The organism is Staphylococcus sp. 11511212, assembly GCF_011394755.1.
Taxonomy (GTDB): domain Bacteria; phylum Bacillota; class Bacilli; order Staphylococcales; family Staphylococcaceae; genus Staphylococcus; species Staphylococcus chromogenes.
The window spans coordinates 676130-695023 of record NZ_JAANBQ010000003.1; the positions used below are offsets into that span (position 1 = coordinate 676130).

20 protein-coding genes are annotated in these 18894 nt (G+C 36.0%); 6 read left to right on the plus strand and 14 right to left on the minus strand.

Annotated features, from left to right (window positions below; genetic code table 11):
• Positions 1 to 230: 230 nt before the first annotated feature.
• The 3 genes from G8Y84_RS04670 to G8Y84_RS04680 form a co-directional block, all read right to left on the minus strand.
• Positions 231 to 977: a TrmH family RNA methyltransferase gene (locus tag G8Y84_RS04670; protein ID WP_165806148.1), complete on the minus strand. Its 747-nt coding sequence runs from the start codon at positions 975 to 977 to the stop codon at positions 231 to 233.
• 691 nt (positions 978 to 1668) lie between these two features.
• Entirely contained in the window at positions 1669 to 1842 is a 174-nt protein-coding gene (gene rpmF / locus G8Y84_RS04675) for a 50S ribosomal protein L32 (RefSeq protein ID WP_037571680.1), read from the minus strand.
• 42 nt (positions 1843 to 1884) lie between these two features.
• Positions 1885 to 2427 carry a YceD family protein gene (locus tag G8Y84_RS04680; RefSeq protein ID WP_037571683.1) on the minus strand — a complete coding sequence of 181 codons (543 nt, stop codon included), beginning with the start codon at positions 2425 to 2427 and terminating at the stop codon, positions 1885 to 1887.
• A 126-nt stretch (positions 2428 to 2553) separates the two neighbouring features.
• Between G8Y84_RS04680 and G8Y84_RS04685 the strand changes: the two genes are divergently transcribed.
• A complete protein-coding gene (locus tag G8Y84_RS04685) occupies positions 2554 to 3699 on the plus strand; it encodes a nucleotidyltransferase (RefSeq protein ID WP_105965932.1) in 1146 nt (381 codons plus the stop codon).
• A gap of 445 nt (positions 3700 to 4144) precedes the next feature.
• Here G8Y84_RS04685 and coaD read toward each other — a convergent pair whose 3' ends face one another.
• Both coaD and rsmD read right to left on the minus strand, forming a co-directional pair.
• Entirely contained in the window at positions 4145 to 4639 is a 495-nt protein-coding gene (gene coaD, locus G8Y84_RS04690) for a pantetheine-phosphate adenylyltransferase (protein ID WP_037571689.1), read from the minus strand.
• Positions 4632 to 5183: a 16S rRNA (guanine(966)-N(2))-methyltransferase RsmD gene (gene rsmD, locus G8Y84_RS04695; RefSeq protein WP_037571691.1), complete on the minus strand. Its 552-nt coding sequence runs from the start codon at positions 5181 to 5183 to the stop codon at positions 4632 to 4634. Before rsmD ends, coaD begins: the two co-directional genes overlap by 8 nt.
• A 59-nt stretch (positions 5184 to 5242) precedes the next feature.
• Between rsmD and G8Y84_RS04700 the strand changes: the two genes are divergently transcribed.
• Positions 5243 to 5632, plus strand: coding sequence for a DUF7147 family protein (locus G8Y84_RS04700; protein WP_037571694.1), 390 nt, complete (start codon positions 5243 to 5245; stop codon positions 5630 to 5632).
• On the opposite strand, the gene G8Y84_RS04705 is transcribed toward G8Y84_RS04700, so the two are convergent.
• A complete protein-coding gene (locus G8Y84_RS04705; protein WP_037571696.1) occupies positions 5633 to 5881 on the minus strand; it encodes a DUF2129 domain-containing protein in 249 nt (82 codons plus the stop codon).
• Positions 5882 to 5969: 88 nt separating this feature from the next.
• Between G8Y84_RS04705 and G8Y84_RS04710 the strand changes: the two genes are divergently transcribed.
• On the plus strand, positions 5970 to 6878 hold the full coding sequence (locus G8Y84_RS04710) for a glycerophosphodiester phosphodiesterase family protein (RefSeq protein WP_165806149.1): 909 nt from the start codon (positions 5970 to 5972) through the stop codon (positions 6876 to 6878).
• 181 nt (positions 6879 to 7059) lie between these two features.
• On the opposite strand, the gene G8Y84_RS04715 is transcribed toward G8Y84_RS04710, so the two are convergent.
• The 4 genes from G8Y84_RS04715 to cyoE all read right to left on the minus strand — a co-directional run bounded on the left by G8Y84_RS04715 (position 7060) and on the right by cyoE (position 10086).
• A complete protein-coding gene (locus G8Y84_RS04715; RefSeq protein ID WP_037571699.1) occupies positions 7060 to 7497 on the minus strand; it encodes a YlbF/YmcA family competence regulator in 438 nt (145 codons plus the stop codon).
• Positions 7490 to 8563: a CAP-associated domain-containing protein gene (locus G8Y84_RS04720; RefSeq protein WP_165806150.1), complete on the minus strand. Its 1074-nt coding sequence runs from the start codon at positions 8561 to 8563 to the stop codon at positions 7490 to 7492. Before G8Y84_RS04720 ends, G8Y84_RS04715 begins: the two co-directional genes overlap by 8 nt.
• 125 nt (positions 8564 to 8688) lie before the next feature.
• Positions 8689 to 9150, minus strand: coding sequence for a DUF420 domain-containing protein (locus G8Y84_RS04725; RefSeq protein WP_037571713.1), 462 nt, complete (start codon positions 9148 to 9150; stop codon positions 8689 to 8691).
• Between the two features lie 24 nt (positions 9151 to 9174).
• Positions 9175 to 10086 carry a heme o synthase gene (cyoE, locus tag G8Y84_RS04730; protein ID WP_037571715.1) on the minus strand — a complete coding sequence of 304 codons (912 nt, stop codon included), beginning with the start codon at positions 10084 to 10086 and terminating at the stop codon, positions 9175 to 9177.
• Between the two features lie 213 nt (positions 10087 to 10299).
• Between cyoE and G8Y84_RS04735 the strand changes: the two genes are divergently transcribed.
• Positions 10300 to 11208 carry a COX15/CtaA family protein gene (locus G8Y84_RS04735; protein ID WP_037571718.1) on the plus strand — a complete coding sequence of 303 codons (909 nt, stop codon included), beginning with the start codon at positions 10300 to 10302 and terminating at the stop codon, positions 11206 to 11208.
• Positions 11209 to 11262: 54 nt separating this feature from the next.
• On the opposite strand, the gene G8Y84_RS04740 is transcribed toward G8Y84_RS04735, so the two are convergent.
• From G8Y84_RS04740 to G8Y84_RS04750, 3 genes are all read right to left on the minus strand, one after another.
• A complete protein-coding gene (locus G8Y84_RS04740; protein WP_165806151.1) occupies positions 11263 to 14712 on the minus strand; it encodes a pyruvate carboxylase in 3450 nt (1149 codons plus the stop codon).
• A 264-nt stretch (positions 14713 to 14976) separates the two neighbouring features.
• Positions 14977 to 16197: a cell division peptidoglycan polymerase FtsW gene (gene ftsW, locus G8Y84_RS04745; RefSeq protein WP_037571723.1), complete on the minus strand. Its 1221-nt coding sequence runs from the start codon at positions 16195 to 16197 to the stop codon at positions 14977 to 14979.
• Between the two features lie 76 nt (positions 16198 to 16273).
• Complete coding sequence (locus G8Y84_RS04750) at positions 16274 to 16549, minus strand: Fpa/YlaN family protein (RefSeq protein ID WP_037571726.1); 276 nt, start codon at positions 16547 to 16549, stop codon at positions 16274 to 16276.
• A 135-nt stretch (positions 16550 to 16684) separates the two neighbouring features.
• On the opposite strand from G8Y84_RS04750, the gene G8Y84_RS04755 reads away from it, so the two are divergent.
• A complete protein-coding gene (locus G8Y84_RS04755; RefSeq protein WP_037571730.1) occupies positions 16685 to 17167 on the plus strand; it encodes a hypothetical protein in 483 nt (160 codons plus the stop codon).
• Positions 17168 to 17353, plus strand: a complete 186-nt coding sequence (locus tag G8Y84_RS04760) for a DUF2197 domain-containing protein (RefSeq protein WP_037571734.1) — start codon at positions 17168 to 17170, stop codon at positions 17351 to 17353.
• Positions 17354 to 17611: 258 nt separating this feature from the next.
• Here the strand turns inward: G8Y84_RS04760 and G8Y84_RS04765 are convergent, their stop codons facing one another.
• Positions 17612 to 18736, minus strand: coding sequence for an NADH-dependent flavin oxidoreductase (locus G8Y84_RS04765; RefSeq protein ID WP_037571737.1), 1125 nt, complete (start codon positions 18734 to 18736; stop codon positions 17612 to 17614).
• Positions 18737 to 18894 lie beyond the last annotated feature (158 nt).

An 18894-nucleotide genomic window follows, 5' to 3' on the forward strand; every position in this document is an offset into this window, starting at 1 on the left:
GTTTTATGTAGAATTCACTACATACACTCTGAATTTATGTTGATAACGAGTCATAAACCCGACTTAAATCTCTTTAAGTAGCTAAAAAGGTGAAAAAAACGCTACACAATAGAGGTGACTCTCAGTTATTGTCTACCTTCCCTTGACTATTGTATCGTATCGTTTCTGTCTTTTTATTGGCATTCTTATTTATCTTAATACGTTAATTATATACATGAGTAAAATGAGGGTCAACCCTTTAAATGAAACATTAAAATGCCTGCTGCAATGGCGACATTTAAACTTTCCGCTTTTCCATATATGGGGATAGTAATATTTTGAGTTGTCGTTTGTAAAATTTCAGCTGAAATTCCTTCCCCTTCATTACCTAACACTAAAGCAAATGAAGACTGCCTTTTTTCAACCTCATGATAGTTTACGGCTTGATTTAAAGCAGTTCCATAAACAGGGCCTTCAAATTGTTGAATGAAATGAATGATATTTTCTTCTACAATGATAGGTATATGGAAAACACTTCCCTGACTTGCACGTAAAACTTTATCAGAAAAAGCATCCGCTGTCCCTTTGGTCATCACGACAGCATCAAGCCCAGCCGCATCGGCCGTGCGAATTAACGTACCGACATTTCCCGGATCTTGAACGCGATCTAAAATCAACACTTGCTTCAAAGAGGATGATTCAATCTGAGGTTTTTGAATAATTGCAAAAATACCTTGGGGGGTTACGGTTCCTGCTAAAGATTCAGCGAGTTTCATATTAATTTCATAAACTTGTTCAGCAGCGGCTAATAACTTAGCATCGACGCGTTGCACATCAAATACAAATAATTGTTCTATTTTTAATCCACTTTGATACGCTTCTTCAATAAGATGAAACCCTTCTAAAACAGCTTTATTTTGTTTGTCACGTTCTCGTTTCTTTTTTAATTTTAAAAATTGTTTTACTTTTGCATTTTGACTGGACGTAATCTGTTCCATATTTAAACCTCAACTCTTTTTTTCAATTTAAAATTATTTTAACACAGTCCCTTCAGTTCTTCATGAGAACATACGTCTCTTATATCAATCGCAACTTCCCAATAAGGAGTAAGACAATAATAAATTGCTCAACTCCTTTTTTGTTGTGAGAGTATAAATTCTTGAACGTTGTTGGTTATTTTAATACTACTTAAATCACTAAAATTGAGTCGTAAAATAGATTTTATAACGCTTGTGAATATAATAGCGTATTTGATTAGTTCCTAAGCCGAGACTTCTGAGGCGTCTAGCCGAAACTGAAAATCCATTTTAAGATTTTTCAATTACTGCAATAAAATTAGTGGCAGTAGCTGACTGGATTGCGTATGCGCCAAGCTTCACGCAACTTAAAATAAAGACCACCTATTCACGCATGTTCATAGGTGTACTGAAGACGTAACTCATTACATTCCTAACGTCTTCATGCACCGGCAGGCATTACTACGAAATCAAATAGATTTCTGTAATGCTCCCAGAAAAGCGAGGCTTTATGGAACAATCAAATACATGAAATTATTTATACATCAGTCCGATTTATTATAGAACCCAAAATTAACGGCTAGTGAACAACTCACTAACCGTTAAAAGTATAGATTCCAAACTAAAAAATCGCTTTGACTTCAAAAGCCAAAGCGAAACAAATGCGAATCAATTATTTTGAAACGACTTCTTCACCTTTGTATGAACCACAGCTTGGGCATACGCGGTGTGATAATTTTAATTCACCACAGTTAGGGCATTCTTGCATACCTGGTACTGCTAATTTAAAATGTGTACGGCGTTTGTTTTTTCTCGTTTTAGAAGTTCTTCTTTTTGGTACTGCCATGATTAATCCTCCCTTTTATTCATTACATATGACGCATTGATTCTAGCGTGCGCGATCACTATCATCATAGAACTGTTGTAATTTTTGAAGCCTTGGATCGACTTTCTTATGCGACTCATCTTGTGAAGGGTCGTTATCCAAAATTTGTGTTTCGTCAACAACTTCCCAACCTTGACCCCCTGTTAGCATTTCATCGCTATCCTCAGCAATGACACGCATAGGTTTTTCTAACATCACAATTTCTTCTGCGATTGCACGAAGATTGATGATGCCATCCGTCGCAAGATGATAATGTTCATCGTCCTCATCTTCGTATAAACCATCTAAATCAAACACTTCCACCGATGTCGTATCTAAAGGAACCTCAACGGGCTTTAAAGTACGAGCACAAGCCATCGTATATGTTCCTGTTAAATGTACGTTTGCAACGACTTCATTTGATTTTACGTTTAGTTCACCCTCAATGTGAATCGGAGACAAATCTAAAAGATCTAATGCTCCAACTAAATCGTTAAATTCAACAGTTTGATTAAATTTAAAAGGTTGTCCTTGGTATTTTCTTAATTGTGTTATTGACCATTTCATATGGCTTCACCTCTAACAAGCACAAAATTTATTTTAACTTTTGACGTGAAAGTTGTCAAGATTTTTTCTTAACATCTTTACTTCTGTTACAATACTCATAATGAGACACGAAAGGAAAGAACGCAAATGAAAAGTGTTGCGCTTATTACAGAGTATAATCCCTTTCATAATGGGCATTTATATCACGTTCAACAATCTAAGTATAACACAGATGCTGATGTTGTGATTGCGATTATGAGTGGACAATTTATGATGCGCGGAATGCCCGCAATGTATTCCAAATTCATACGTACACAAATGGCTTTGACCGGCGTAGATTTGGTCGTAGAGTTACCGTTATTAGGCTGTTTATCTTCGAGCGACCGTTTTGCTGAAATGGGAGTTAAAGTCGCAAATTATTTAGAAGCAGATACGTTATCCTTTGGCAGTGAATCAGGCAACCTCCATGAACTCCAAAAAGTCTGTTCACAATTAATCGCGCTCGAACAAGATAGTCATTTTCAGACGCAATTAAAAGAAGGTAAACATTATGCAAGAATCATAGGTGAAAAGATGCGTCACCCGCTTCTAAATTCGCCCAACAACATTTTAGCCCTATCTTATTTAAAACAATTGCATTTACAACGTAGTCCCATTCAACCCATTACAATTCCAAGAATCGAGACGCAACATCATCAACATGAACTTACACATGAGACTTTAGGTAGTGGTTCCGCGATACGTAAAGATATTCTATCCAACGGTGCACAGTGGCAACATTGTGTTCCATCTGACAATATAAATTTATTTCACAATCCATTCAACGACTATACAACATTATTTCAAATGATTAAATTATCTATTCTACAACAAGATGTTCAATCGCTCGCCTCTATTTATACGATGAGCGAAGGCTTTGAACATCGTTTAAAACGCACGATACACCAAGCTAATGACTATGATACATTGCTTAAATTATTAAAAACGAAGCGCTACACTCATACACACATCCAAAGGGTTTTAATGAACGTTCTTCTTCATTTTACTTACAATGACGTCAATACAGATGTCAAAGCAGTTAGAATCTTAGGAATGAATGTAAAAGGACAAGCTTATTTAAAACAAGTGAAACAGCGTCATCCCGATAAAAAATTTATTACAAACGTCAATAAAGTGACAGCAGACTATTTTAAAAACGAAATTAAAGCAACGCATATTTATAATCTATTGACAGGAGAACAAAAAACAGACTTCAACACACCTGTCATTATCCACAACAATTCAGTTGTTTAGAAAAGTTGCTTCTTTGATTAAAATACAGCCTTTGAATTCTCGAATATACACAAAAAGGGGAGTTGGAAATAAAGATTACCAATAATTAGAAAGCCATCAAAATTTATCTGAGAATAAATTTTGATGGCTATTTTGATACAACTTAATTCAATAAAATTGAGTTGATAAAGTTTATAACTTTAGGGTTGGGAATAATTATAGCAAATTTGATTGTTTCCTAAGTTGAGACTTCTGAGGCATCTAGCCGAAACCGAAAATCCATTTTAAGATTGAGATAGTCTCAATCTTAAACTATGGATCACCTATTCACCCATGTTCATAGGTGTACTGAATACGTAACTCATTTCATTCGTAACGTATTCATGCAGTGGTGAGGCGCCTAGAAAAGCGAGGCTTTTTGGAACAATCAAATGCATGAAATCAATTATGTCCCAGCCCCATTTCTCTATTCATTCTCAATTTTAAATTTCTTCAATAGTGCTTCTTCAACGGGTTTGGGCACAAATTCTGAAATATCCGCATCATATTGTGCAACCTCTTTCACAACACTTGAACTGATAAACGAATAGTCTGTGGATGTCATCATATACAACGTTTCAACATTCGGATTCAGTTTCCGATTCATCGAAGTCAGGCGAAGCTCATATTCAAAATCACTCACCGCACGCAACCCACGTATAATAGTTGTTGCGCCAATTTTTTCACAAAAGTCCACTAATAATCCCCCATAAGAATGTACGTAGACATTGTCTAGATGCGCAACTGATGCTTCAATAAGGGCAATACGTTCAGACGTTGTAAATGTCCCTTTTTTGCTACTATTGCGCAATACACAAATATGCAATTCTTCAAATCTTTCAGCACTTCGCTCAATGATATCAATATGTCCATATGTAATAGGATCAAAACTCCCTGGTATGACCGCTTTTGTATTAGCCATGACTTTCTCCTTTTTCTAATAAACATGTATCAGTTAAACCATAATGATAACGTTTAATTTCTTTAAACCCTTGTAAATTGATTGATTCACGATGACTAAACTCACACACGATAATACCATTATTTTTTAATAAATCAAATTCGTGTATACGTGCTAATGCTTGATCAATTAACCCTTTATTGTAAGGAGGGTCTAAAAATATGATGTCAAACTGAATGTCTCTTTTACTCAACGCTTTTAGTGCGCGATCCGCATTGTTTTTATAAACTTCCACTTGATTTTCTAAGCCTAGCTTCTTAATATTTTGGCGAATGACTTTAACCGCTCCAATATTTTGATCGACAAAAATCACTTTTTCCATTCCACGCGAGAGCGCCTCAATCCCTAAGCCGCCACTTCCAGCAAACAAATCCAGTCCAATACCTTGTACTTCATGTAAACTATTAAAAATACCCTCTTTCACTTTATCCATCGTCGGTCTTGTGTTACGCCCCTCGAGCGTTTCTAATAGTTTACTTTTATGTTTCCCTGCAATGACGCGCATATACTTACACTTCCAATCTTATTTCATTTTTAATATAATCTGCATGAAGGAGGAACACTATGAAACAATCATTTATTGTGCTCGGCCACGGTCTTACAGATTTGTATGAATTTAAAACACTTATCGAATATAATCATCAAAGAATTGAACGATTAGTTTTTTTCCACACCCCAAAGTCTCAAGAAAAACGCTCGTCAGTGGCCTTAATCATGAAACCCACTGAAGGAAGGTACTTCCAAGGCATTTATATTATGTTAGATGCTCTACGTTATCCTTACCCAGAGTCCAATCGCAAATATGAACTTATCCAGTCTTTTGCAGAACCTTACCAAATAGAAATGGTCGGCGTAGATGTCCACGCCCCTGATGAATATCCAGAGTTAGAACTCTATTTTAATTATTTAAAGAGCGTGTTAAGACTGCAACACTGGCTTCCCCCACTAGAATAGTTAAAACTCATATTTTTCTTTTTCATAAACTTTTTTGATAGTTTTGTATGGGGAGCCGACGATATTCGTCACATATTTAAGTTTCATTAGTTTTTGGACTGTTTGATCTACTTGTTCTTGATCAACATACATGGCCACATATTTGTGTGATTTACTCACGGCTACAATATGACCGTATTTACGAATATGACGTTCATGCTTCATATTTTTTAAGTAAATAATTAATTTTTCTCGTTGTACGATTTCCATTTTTTCACCTCGCACTTTCACGTTTATATCGTACCATGTAAAACTTTAAAACGAAAAGGTAAAATTTTTCATGAAGTAGGTGTATACTATGTCAAACTTTATAACAAAATTTGGAAGCGCGTCACAAAAACGATTTAATTGTAAATTATTCCACATTAAAACACAAACGAGAGACCAACATCCTTATTTTCAAAAGCCCTCTCCATATATACTCAGTCATCGTGGCGGCGCGTTTGAACGCCCTGAACATACAATCCTCGCCTTTGACCATAGTGCAAAACTTGGTTTGACAGGTTTTGAAATTGATATCCGTTTGTCAAAAGACCGACATATTATTGTATTTCACGATGCCGATGTTGATCGCACCACAAATGGTTCTGGGCGTGTGGCACAACACACTTTAGAAGAGTTAAAGCGATTAGATGCTGGTTTTCACTTTAAAGACATTAATGGTAAATTTCCTTACCGCGGACATTCAAAAGCTAAAATTGTCACGTTAGACGAATTACTCACACGTTATCCTAACCAATTGATTAATATCGATATTAAAGATCATCCCCATACACCTGAAAGTGAGATTGCCGCAGAAAGGTTATATCAAACGATTATTAAGCATCAAGCCCAACAACGCGTGCTCGTAACGAGCTTTCATAAAGCACAAATCGCGCGCTTCAACCAACTTCAAACAAATGAAATCGCGACGGGCGCTAGTCAATCTGAAGTGACAGAAGGACTTTTAAAGTTTTACATCGGACTGCCTCATTTATATGAAGGTCAAGCGTTGACGTTTCAAATGCCTTTATCGCATAAGGGCATCTCACTCACATCTTCACGTTTAATTCGCTGGTTGAATTCCCGTCATATTGTTCCAGGCTATTACGGGGTCAATAGTATTGATTTAATGGTTGATCTCGTTGAAAAAGGCGTGCATACCATCGTGACAGACCGCCCGACATTAGCCCAACAATTTTTATCCAGAAAATTATCTAAAAATTAGATTTAGACTAAGGGCGATGCTAACGTGTTGCGCTTTATGATTATTTTATACTTTTCCACACAAGACCCTACGATGCGTATGACTTAATTGAAATAATGCTAAAATAAGTCATTTATCTCTATAAAATTTGACTTTAAAATAAACATTCCATAGAAAAAATGAAACCCCGCTAAGTCTTTACTTAGTGGGGTTTACATTGACATGCATCTCCAGTAGCACAACCGTGCGCCAATTTATCGAACAATGGCGTTCCTGCTTCAACTTTTACATGTTCGGAGATACTCGTAGCAATCACAGTCACCACTTCATCTATAAGGCGTTGAAGTTCAGTTTCTGCTTGCTTAAACGCAACAACACTCGGATGCATTTCATAATTTCTTTTAGCACGTCTTGTAGCGAGCATCACTTGCTGATAATCTGGATGATAACGACCAAATCTTTGGACTTCATTATATTTTATACGTTCTTTTAAAAAGGCTTGATACAGCTGTTGGGCTTTTATATCACTCTGAAGCGTCTGTTTTGTTTTCTTATAGTTCTCACTTTCTTCTGACGCTCGTATCATATCTCCTAAATGATCTGTTTGATCTAAAATATTCATAAGGGATTCATTAAACACTTTGATCTTCCTCCTCTAGAAAGATGAGAATGAAATATTGACGATCAATTTCTCCTCCCATTTTCGAATACTTCTCATTAAGCATACGCGAACGGTGAGCATCTGAGTTCATCCAACTATGCGTTAATGTCAGGACATCATTAAAATTATAGGCGACGTTTTGAGAAACACTTTGATAACTTAAATCCGTTTGATCGAGGACATCTATTAAACTGGATTCTGTAAACGTATGGTTGCCGCTTGCAAGTGTATTAAATAAATTAACGTTCGCCACACTTTCTAGTTTCCCTTCAACTTGTAATGGGCGACGATGATAGAGCTTTCTCATTTCATTCGTTAACTCATATAAAGTTAAACGTTGATTAACGTCTTGATCAGGATTTTTATGTGCTTCTTTTTGGTCAACCTCATCTTCACTAAGAAGCTCAGGCTGATTTTGAGTATAAGGATTTATAACGACTAACGCTTCTTTATCTAAAAATCTCAATCCAATGACACGGTTCGATTGTTGATCAATGAACACTTGTGCATAAATATCCCCAAAAGGTATTAAGGCTTGCGTTTTAATATCTTCATCAGACAATTCATAATGGTAGTGTTTTCCATTAAATTTAAATTGAGGCTCAGTATTAATTGAAAAGGAATTATAAATCTTATCAGCTCTAGAATTAATCTCTATAGGGCCTGTTTTCCCTTTTGCCCCTTCTCCTGTCACATAGACAGATTTCACTTTTTGACCTTTTACAGTGACAATTAAATACATGTTATCACGATGATAAATATAGTTTTCAAAATCTTTTTCATAACTATATCTTCGGTCTGCTTGACCATATTTTCGAGTCACCGTTTCGATAGATTGACCCACTAAGGTGCCTACACCTTTAGTTAATTTTTGGTTCCCCCCTTCATTGGGGTTTGTTTTCGGAGGTGACGTGCGGTTCACACGCTCATTCGAATGATTTGGATTCTCTAAAACATCGAATTCAAGTTTGGGGGAGTAGAACAAATAAATTAATAACCCAACTAATAAAATAATCCCCACCACTTTAATAATGATACTTTTCATAGGCACCTCCTTAAATAAGACATTTTACAATATTTTCGCACTTTTTGTGTGAAAATTAAAGAAATTAAAATAAAAAAAGAGTTGTAACAGGGTCTCTTATCAAAGAATGTTACAACTCAACACTATTATAATCCAAAAGTTGCTTTAATTAATGATGTTGTTTCGCCACCAGGATATAACACGTACAATAAAATATAAACCGCTACGCCTGTAATCGCTGTAAAAAACCATACCACAGAAGCTGGAGGTCCTACTTTACGGTGAACATGATATTTGTCTTTCAAACCAGTAATGATTTGGATTAAACCAAGCACAGCCCCCACTGTTGCTAAAGTAATGTGACAGAATAGAAAAATTGTATAATAAATTTTAATGGAGTCTGGTCCACCAAACGCAGTATTTCCAATGAAGATGGTACGACTCGCATAAATCGTAAAGAATATTACGGCGAAAATAGCCGCTAATAACATTACTTTTTTATGTTTTTCTATTTCTTTTTTCCAAATCAATCTCCATCCAATGGCAACAAATATTGCGCTGATGACAATACACATTGTACTAATCGTTGGTAAAATTGGTAAGCTCATTTTTAAACCCTCACTCGTATTTGTTTAAATCATATTGATTAAAGTTATAATAACCACAAGTGCGAAAAAGACAACAAGATAATTCAATGAATAAATAAACATTTTAGTTGCCCATTTCGACTCATTTGATGTTGATTTGAAACTTGTAAACCATAAATATAACCATCCAAGATTTAAAAGCGTCGCTAAAACGATAAAAATATTTCCTAAAGCATGCATTAAAAATGGTAAAGGTAACAATGCAATTAACCATAACAACATACCGACTCTCGTACGTTTAAAACCACTCACAGAAGGTAACATTGGAATATTTGCCATTGCATATTCATCTTTACGTTTAATCGCTAGCGCATAAAAATGAATAGGTTGCCAACAAAATACAACAAAAAATAATGCCCAAGCTAATAGAGACAAATGGCCATCAATGGCTGCCCAACCAATTAAAGGTGGTACTGCTCCAGGAAAACTTCCGACGACCGTGTTCCAAGTTGTATGACGTTTAGACCAAATAGAATAGAAAGAAACGTAGCCAATTACTCCTGCTAAACCAATCACACCTGCAGGTATATTTAGGATGAATAAAAGTATTTCACCAATGATAATCATACCTAAACTTAATATTAAAAGATGACGATTTGAAATCCGATCATTAACTGTAGGACGGTTTTGTTTGCTCGGCATCACACGGTCAATATCTTGGTCGTAATAATTATTAAGTGCACACGCACCTCCCATAACCAAAGTGGATCCTAACATCATCGTAAAAATTTGTGGTATCGATCCTAAAAACGAATGATGCGTAAACACGATGGCTAGCCATGCACCAGCAAAGGCAGGTATCAGGTTACCTTGAACAAGGCCTAACTTGACAATCTGCTTTAATTCTTGAAAAGTAACACGTCCATGAGTTCGAACGGCTAACTCGGATTTAGACATCATGCCCCCCCCTTAAAAATTTCATATAATACAATGATATATTAAAGTGAAATACTTTACTAGGTAAATTCTAAAAAAAATGTGACACTTTAACGACATTCATTGAAAGTCACCATTAAGTCACATACATATGTTCTTTTTTTGCTATAATATAGCTAAATGTAAAATTACGATACTTTTACAACATTATTTTGAATAACGGGGTGTTGAACAGTGTTTAAAAAGCGAAACCTAAAGTGGTTATCGGTACTTGCCACTTTAATTATGGTATGGGTTCAGCTTGGTGGTGCACTCGTTACAAAAACCGGTTCTGCTGATGGTTGCGGGACGGATTGGCCATTATGTCACGGTGCCTTATTACCTAAAAACCTCCCGATTGAAACGATTATTGAGTTGAGTCATCGTGCAGTTTCTGGACTCTCTTTACTCGTTGTACTTTGGCTTGTGATTACATCTTGGAAGCATATCGGGCATATAAAAGAAGTCAAGCCACTATGTAGTATTAGCGTTGGATTCTTATTACTACAAGCATTGATCGGGGCAGCCGCAGTTATGTGGCAACAAAATGACTATATACTCGCATTACATTTTGGGATTTCATTAATCAGTTTCTCATCTGTATTTGTACTCACATTGATTATTTTTGATTTAGACCAAAAATATGAAGCAAATATTGTACATATTCGAAAGCCACTTCAACTTCTAACTTGGATAATGGCTGGTATTATTTATGTCGCAATCTATACAGGTGCCCTTGTACGTCATACAGAGTCAAGTTTAGCTTATGGTGCATGGCCGTTACCGTTTAATGATTTAATGCCACATGATATGCACGATTGGGTACAACTTTCACATCGTATTTTAGCTTTTATTGCATTTATCACAGTCATGATTGTTTATATTCATGCCATTAAAAACTATCCAAACATTCGTACGATACGATACGGTTATACGGCAAGTTTTATACTCATCATTCTACAAGTCGTCACAGGTGCTTTATCAGTGATTACAAATGTAAACTTAATCATTGCCTTGCTTCATGCATTATTTATTACGCTTCTATTTGGCATGATTAGTTATTTCTTACTTCTTATTTTACGATCGAATCGTGGAGAGCAGTAATCTATATCTCATACGCAATAAGGGCGGGGACCTGAGTCCTCGCCCTTATTTTAGTTATTCAACTTGTTCAATTTCGATTAATAAGTCCCCTGTTTCAATTCCCTCATTAGGTGAAACATGTACTTTCTTAACGGTTCCTTTAAAAGGCGCTTGTATTGTCGTTTCCATTTTCATTGCTTCAGTAATAATGAGTGACTGGTTAGCTTCTACTGCATCACCTTCACTGACATTCACTTGCAAAACGGTACCTGGCATTTGCGCACCAATATGTGTTGGGTTAGACTTATCTGCTTTTGGTTTTGCTAAATGTGAAGCTTGTACGTTCTCGTCTTTAATTTGAACACGTCGCGCTTGACCATTCATATCAAAGAAGATGGTACACATGCCATTTTCATCAGGTTTCGTTATCGTTTTAAGTGTAATGATTAAAATTTTACCTTTATCGATTTCGATTTCAACCGTTTCATTATCACGCATACCAAAGAAAAATGTTGGCGTATCTAAAATTGAAACATCTCCAAACTTTTCATAAGTTTGAACATATTGTTCATATACTTTTGGATATAACGCATAGCTAATTAAATCTTCATCAGTGACTTTATCTTGTTGTTTTTGTTGCAATTCTTCTCTTAGTGCCTCAAAGTCGACAGGTTCAAGATATTCACCAGGACGTTTCGTGAGTGATTTTTGACCTTTTAATACCGCTTGTTGTAACTCTTTATTGAAACCGTTGACCGGTTGTCCGATTTCACCTTTAAAGAAAGAAACAACGGATTCTGGAAAATCAAGTTTATGTCCATCACGAATGACTGCTTGTTCATCCAAATCGTTTTGCACCATATATAATGCCATATCTCCTACAACTTTTGAGGATGGTGTTACTTTTACAATATCACCAAATAAGAAGTTCACGCGACGATACATTTTCTTAACTTCACCAAAACGCTCACCTAGTCCTAAACTTTTCGCTTGTTGACGCAAGTTTGAATATTGTCCACCCGGCATTTCGTGTTGGTATATTTCTGTATGCGGTGATTTCATATCACTTTCAAAATCACTATAGTAAGCACGTGTCGCATCCCAATATTGTGAAAGTGTTTCATGACCATCAATATCCATACGCAAATCTCTTTCGAATCCATCTAAAGTGTAATAAAGAGAGTTACTACTTGGTTGACTTGTCAAACCAGACATCGCCGCCACAGCAGTATCTACAATATCCACGCCTGCATCTATCGCTTGTTTATAAATAATGATGCCGTTACCACTCGTATCATGCGTGTGTAGGTGGATCGGTAAATCAACAGCTGCTTTTAGCTCACCTATTAACTCATAGGCTGCGCGAGGTTTCAATAATCCCGCCATATCTTTAATAGCTAACATATGGAATCCTTCTCGTTCCAGTGTCTTCGCTAATTTTACGTAGTAATCAAGCGTATAAATGTTAGAGCGTTCCGGATTTAAGATATCACCCGTGTAACAAATCGTACCTTCTGAAATCTTTCCGGCTTCTTGAACCGCTTCATTGGCGACTTTCATTTGCTCTACCCAGTTTAACGAATCAAAAATACGGAAAACATCTACGCCTGCTTCAGCACTTTGTTTCACAAATTTTTGAATGACATTGTCCGGATAGTTTTTATATCCGACTGCGTTAGACGCTCTTAGCAACATTTGAAAGAGAACGTTCGGAATCGCTTCACGTAAATCATGTAATCTTTGCCAAGGATTTTCCTTTAAAAAGTTAAAAGCAACATCAAATGTCGCGCCTCCCCATAATTCTAATGAGAAGTTATCTTGCATGACTTTCGCAGTTGCAGGTGCAATTTTAAGTAAGTCATGCGATCTTACGCGTGTGGCTAATAGGGACTGATGGGCATCACGGAATGTCGTATCTGTAATCAATACATCTTTCTGTTCTTTTACCCAGTTTGCGACAGCTTGTGGACCTTTTTCATCTAGTAATTGCTTGGTGCCTCTAAGGTCTGCTACCTCTTTTGCACTCACTTTTGCGATTTCTGCAGGTTCGAATGTCGGCTTTGGTCTTTTTTTGACATTAGGGAATCCATTGATCGTAACATTTCCAATGTATTCTAAAGTTTTAGTTCCTCTATCTCGCGATGGTTTAATCTTAAATAGTTCAGGAGCATTTTCAAGAAATTTAGTTGTATAATCTCCAGAAGCAAATTTTTGGTGATTAATGACATTGCGTAAAAATGGAATATTTGTTTTTACACCTCTAATACGCATTTCTTGTAATGAACGTTCCATTTTTTCTCGAGCTTCTTTATAGCTGATCGCATGAGTAGAGACTTTTACAAGTAGCGAGTCATAATAAGGTGAAATTTCAGCACCTTGGAAAGCATCTCCCGCATCTAAACGAACCCCAAATCCACCACTTGAACGATAAGCGACAATTCGCCCTGTATCTGGCATAAAGTCTTGTGTTGGATCTTCAGTTGTAATTCGGCATTGAATCGCATAACCGAGTGTCTTAATTTCATTTTGCGCTGGCATACTGATGGCTTCTTCATGGAGTGATTCGCCTTCAGCAATGAGAATTTGAGTTTTAACAATATCTACACCTGTAATCATCTCAGTAATCGTATGTTCAACTTGGACACGAGGATTAACTTCAATGAAGTAAAACGCATCGCCTGAAACTAAAAATTCAACTGTCCCTGCATTGACATAGTTGATTTTTTTCATTAAATCTACTGCTGCTGCACAAATGCGCTCTCTAAGTTCATCAGATAAGGATACTGAAGGGGCCACTTCTACTACTTTTTGATGACGTCTTTGAACGGAACAATCTCTTTCATAAAGATGGATAATGTTCCCTTCTTCATCTCCAATAATTTGAACTTCTATATGTTTAGGGTTATCTATGAATTTTTCAATGTAAACTTCGCTATTGCCAAATGATTTTTCAGCTTCAGATTTTGCGCGAGTAAAGGCCTCTTCCAGTTCTGAAGCTTCGCGAACGATACGCATTCCTTTACCGCCACCCCCGCTCGTGGCTTTAATCATTAATGGATATCCTGCTTCCTCCGCAAAAGCTTGTGCAGCTTCAAATCCTTCAACAGGACCATCCGTACCTGGAATGACTGGTAAATCTGCTTTAATCGCAGTCGCACGTGCTTTAACTTTATCTCCAAACATATCGAGATGTTCTAAATGAGGCCCTATAAAGATAATCCCTTCTTCAGCACAACGTTTCGCAAATTGCATATTTTCACTTAAAAAACCATAACCTGGATGAATCGCATCAACATCTGCCTCTTTAGCAACTTTAATGATACGTTCAATATTTAAATAACTTTCAGCTGGTCCTAATTCTTCACCTACGAGATAAGATTCATCTGCTTTATATCTATGTAATGAGCCCATGTCTTCTTTAGAATAAATCGCAACCGTTTGAATGTTTAATTCTGTTGCTGCTCTAAAGATACGTATGGCAATTTCTCCGCGGTTTGAGACTAATAACTTACGAATGCGTTTCATATAGCCAACCTCCTAAAAAGTTCGAAAATTCTAAAAATATACGTCCAATTATATCAAATGACAATTGCAAAATAAAATATTAGCTTCTTTTTTATCATTCAATTACAAAATGACGCATTCAATTATTTATAAGTTTTAGTTATCATTATCAATAGAAAATAGTTATTACAATGATTATTTTAATCATTTAGATTTTAAATGTCAAAATAAAAACGAGAACATTGAATCCTATTACTCATTTAGATTCAAAGCTCTCGTGAAAGTCTACATAGATTGCTTTTTTCTCAAATAACGTTGTCGGGCTTGTTCGTATCTAATTTGTTTAGAAACAATCAATAAAAGGCCCATCGCGACACTCAGACTAAGCATGGAAGATCCACCAAAACTAATAAAAGGTAATGGCACCCCCGTTAATGGAATTAATCCAGAAATACCACCTAAATTGACAAAGGTTTGGAAACCGATGTAGCTCGCGATGCCTACACACACCAATTTGTAAAAATAAGATGATGTACGTGAGGCAAGTTCAAATGCACGATAGACAATAAAAAATAATAAACCGAGCACGATGAGCACACCCAATAATCCCAATTCTTCAGCTATAATCGCAAATATAAAGTCGGTATGGGGTTCAGGTAAATAGCCGAGTTTCATAATACTATTCCCTAATCCTCTACCAAAAAGCCCTCCATTCCCAATTGCTAAAAGGGAATTGGCTAAATGATAGCCGATACCATCTTCAAAATTAAATGGATTTTCTAACGCACTAAATCGTGCTGTTAGATATGTAGGCAAAATATTAATTCTAAACACAACAATAATGATAATGACAACGAAGAGACCTAACAAACTAAAAAAGCCAATTCTCAAAAAATTCTTAACCCCAATTCCAGAATAAAGAATGATTGAAAAGAAAATCGCTGAAATTAAAAGCGTTTGCCCGACGTCTTTTTGAAGCAGTACAAGACCAATCATAAAACCGACGAATAAAATGGGCCATAAAATTGTTGTAGGATCTCTTTGAATTTGCGGTCTTTTGCGCTCAATGATATACGGCACATATAAAATAATCGCTATTTTTAAAAGCTCTGAAACTTGGAGGTTCATAAATCCTAATCTAATCCAACTTCGGGAACCGTTAATTTCAGAACCTATGACTAACGTTGCTAAAAGAAGTAACAAAATGATGCCCATCATTCCAACTTGAAACTTAGGCTTTTTTAAAACTTTAACGTTTAATAAATAAGCGATAAAAAATACGATGAGAAAACCTACAATGACATAGATTAATTGTCTCGTATAAAAATATGTACCTGACACAGGGACGCCACCTGTTAATGTTCCTCTCGTTGCAGCCACCATACTTGCGCTATATACCATTGTTAAACCAATAAAACAGAGTGCAAGATAAGTGATTAATAATGGAAAATCGATATATTTAGAGGATCTCAAAATATATCGAAGTAAATGTTTTATGTTATTCATATGTTATAATCATCCAATTCATCGCAGATACAAAGCGTCATTGCGATAAAATTCTAAGATGGAAAATTTATCGCAACTAAACTGTTGTAAACGCTTCGTGTAATTTTGATAACTCTTTTTCGAGACGTAACATTAATGCTTTTCCGTCTTCTTTATCGACGAGGCCGAGTTGTACTGCAAAATCAACTTCTTTTTGTAAGCCGTACATTTGTGTATCTAAAACTTCCTCATATAAAGGACATTGTGGCAATGTTAAGTTATCTATTTGTACTTTAATGAGCTGTAAAATTCTATCTGCATCTGCATGTAATTGTTCATATGCTGCATTACTGATGTTCGATTGCTTGCTCATGACAGAGTCCCCCCATAATTTTATCTTCATGTTAAAAGTTTATCTTAACCTTTTTTAAAAAGCAAGTGAATTTCATACGTCTCCTACTTAAGTGTGATAAAATAAATATAGATTATTTGAGGGAGTGCAATAAATATGATTCAAATTAAAGGGGCTGTAAAATTTCCAATTACTTTAGATAGTTCAACTTGGATTTTTGATGACCGCAAAGTTCGTATTGAAGATTTAAAACAAGGGGTCTTTGATGGAGAAAAACCTATTAAATTCGAAGACAACCGTGAATGGAATCGCGCAATTTTAGAAGGGCAAACGAATCCCCCAACATTGAATTCTGAAATTGAATATAAAAAGCGTGCGGTATTAGAAGGTTCATTTGCCATCAATATGACACCTTTCTTCAAAAATGCCGAACCACATGATCATGCATCTATCATACGTCTATCCAATGAAAACAACCATATTGATATTCCTTTCAATTTATTACCTTATTTATTCTTTCAATTCTCAAAAGAAGGTAAAAGATTATACAAAAATGACGCTGTAGATAGTTTTGTATATCAAAAAGAAACAGGAGTAGAGTATCCTTTCGAGTACGTTACGCATATCGAGGTGTTATAAATGCAAAAAGAAAAATGTATCATTTGCGACACGGAAGTTTTATTAGATGAGAATACAGTCATCGCTAAACGTTTGAAAAACAACCCTATTCAAACCTTTATGTGCGATGAATGTAAGAGTCGTTTAGATACACCCAAACAACGTCATAACCCCTCACATCTTCTCATCTGTGAAAGTAGAGCATGAATCTCATTAAATAGTTCCAAAGTGGGAACTGGGATAAAGAAAGTCTATCACAAATAAATAGCCCTCAAAATTTACCTTGGGATAAATTTTGAGGGCTATTTTTTATAAAACTAAAATAACTCGATTAGCTTCAATTAAATATACTTGGTGACGTAAATTTACGAATAAATTTCTCAAATTTGTTTGAAGCCTTTTGCAAGTGCTCTAGGTCTCAAATATAAATGAAAAAAAACATTTGTCATTTGAATCGTTAGTATATTAGGCCTCTTTTTTTGGAACTGGGAAGAGTCCATCATTAAATAAGTCCCAAATCTCTTTAGGCAGTTGATGGTGATCTTCTCTAGTAGCGTCAAATTGATTAATAATTTCATTTTCGCGGTTGTCTTTTATTTTAGAGACGAGCTGAGCATCTAATAACAAGCCTCTTCCTAAAGCGATTAAATCAGCACCTGCTTCAATACCTGAAAGTGCAGTTTCTCCAGAATAAACTGAACCTATACCTATTAACGGCATACGCCCATCCACCCATTTTTTCAAGAGCGTAATTCTTTTTTCTCCTTGATACTTACCTTCTCTTGTAGTGGATTGAACATCCATTAATGAAGCATGTAAATAATCTAAAGGATATTGTGTTAACATTTGAATTAATTCTTTAGTCAACTCCATAGTGATTCCAGGGGATTCCGCTTCCTCTGGGGAGAATCGATATCCTACGATGAAGTCTTTAGGTGCCAATGCTGTTTTCACATCGAGCACTTCCTCAACAACAGCCTTTGGATACGCCATTGGGTTTTGCCACTCATCATTTCTACGGTTGTAATAAGGTGAAACGAATTCATGTATAAGGTAATGGTTCGCACCATGAATTTCAATCCCATCAAAGCCTGCTTGAATGGCCAAGGCAGTCGCGTGGCCGTAATCTTTGATAGATTGTTCAACTTCCTCACGCGTCATAGCTCTTGAAGCATGTTTTTCGGGTTTACAATAACCATAATCTTCCACTTCACTTGGCGCTTTAACATCTCCATTTGGCACATATTCAGGTAAAGAACGTGCACCCCCATGATGGATTTGCATAATCGCTACTGCACCATTTTGTTTAATCGTATCTGCAAGACGTTTAAGTCCTTCTAAATCTGATTCTTTAGAAATTGACGGATGTCCAGGAAACGCTTTTCCTTCTATGTTAATGTAACTTGCTGCAGTAATCGCCATTCCGACATCTTTTGTTCTAGAACGGACAAATTCAATCTCTCTATCTGAAGCTGTACCATCCTCATTAGAAATTGTATGCGTTAAAGGCGCTAAAACAAACTTATTTTTCACCTTTTTACCATTGGGAAAAGTAAGACTTTCAAATAATGTATCATTGCGTTGAGACATTTTGAGACCTCCTTTAATATAACTCCAGTGTAATACAAATAGAATAACCGATAAATCAACTCGACTTGATGTATAGATTCACCACCCCTTTACTTATTGAAACCTAAAGAGTTATTGTCTTATGCATGCTCACATAATAAGAACGGTGAGAACCACTA

Excerpts from the sequence above, each read along its gene's own strand:
- G8Y84_RS04670 (WP_165806148.1), bottom strand. The coding sequence starts at position 977 with ATGGAACAGATTACGTCCAGTCAAAATGCAAAAGTAAAACAATTTTTA.
- rpmF (WP_037571680.1), bottom strand. The coding sequence starts at position 1,842 with ATGGCAGTACCAAAAAGAAGAACTTCTAAAACGAGAAAAAACAAACGC.
- G8Y84_RS04680 (WP_037571683.1), bottom strand. The coding sequence starts at position 2,427 with ATGAAATGGTCAATAACACAATTAAGAAAATACCAAGGACAACCTTTT.
- G8Y84_RS04685 (WP_105965932.1), top strand. The coding sequence starts at position 2,554 with ATGAAAAGTGTTGCGCTTATTACAGAGTATAATCCCTTTCATAATGGG.
- coaD (WP_037571689.1), bottom strand. The coding sequence starts at position 4,639 with ATGGCTAATACAAAAGCGGTCATACCAGGGAGTTTTGATCCTATTACA.
- rsmD (WP_037571691.1), bottom strand. The coding sequence starts at position 5,183 with ATGCGCGTCATTGCAGGGAAACATAAAAGTAAACTATTAGAAACGCTC.
- G8Y84_RS04700 (WP_037571694.1), top strand. The coding sequence starts at position 5,243 with ATGAAACAATCATTTATTGTGCTCGGCCACGGTCTTACAGATTTGTAT.
- G8Y84_RS04705 (WP_037571696.1), bottom strand. The coding sequence starts at position 5,881 with ATGGAAATCGTACAACGAGAAAAATTAATTATTTACTTAAAAAATATG.
- G8Y84_RS04710 (WP_165806149.1), top strand. The coding sequence starts at position 5,970 with ATGTCAAACTTTATAACAAAATTTGGAAGCGCGTCACAAAAACGATTT.
- G8Y84_RS04720 (WP_165806150.1), bottom strand. The coding sequence starts at position 8,563 with ATGAAAAGTATCATTATTAAAGTGGTGGGGATTATTTTATTAGTTGGG.
- G8Y84_RS04725 (WP_037571713.1), bottom strand. The coding sequence starts at position 9,150 with ATGAGCTTACCAATTTTACCAACGATTAGTACAATGTGTATTGTCATC.
- cyoE (WP_037571715.1), bottom strand. The coding sequence starts at position 10,086 with ATGTCTAAATCCGAGTTAGCCGTTCGAACTCATGGACGTGTTACTTTT.
- G8Y84_RS04740 (WP_165806151.1), bottom strand. The coding sequence starts at position 14,712 with ATGAAACGCATTCGTAAGTTATTAGTCTCAAACCGCGGAGAAATTGCC.
- ftsW (WP_037571723.1), bottom strand. The coding sequence starts at position 16,197 with ATGAATAACATAAAACATTTACTTCGATATATTTTGAGATCCTCTAAA.
- G8Y84_RS04750 (WP_037571726.1), bottom strand. The coding sequence starts at position 16,549 with ATGAGCAAGCAATCGAACATCAGTAATGCAGCATATGAACAATTACAT.
- G8Y84_RS04755 (WP_037571730.1), top strand. The coding sequence starts at position 16,685 with ATGATTCAAATTAAAGGGGCTGTAAAATTTCCAATTACTTTAGATAGT.
- G8Y84_RS04760 (WP_037571734.1), top strand. The coding sequence starts at position 17,168 with ATGCAAAAAGAAAAATGTATCATTTGCGACACGGAAGTTTTATTAGAT.
- G8Y84_RS04765 (WP_037571737.1), bottom strand. The coding sequence starts at position 18,736 with ATGTCTCAACGCAATGATACATTATTTGAAAGTCTTACTTTTCCCAAT.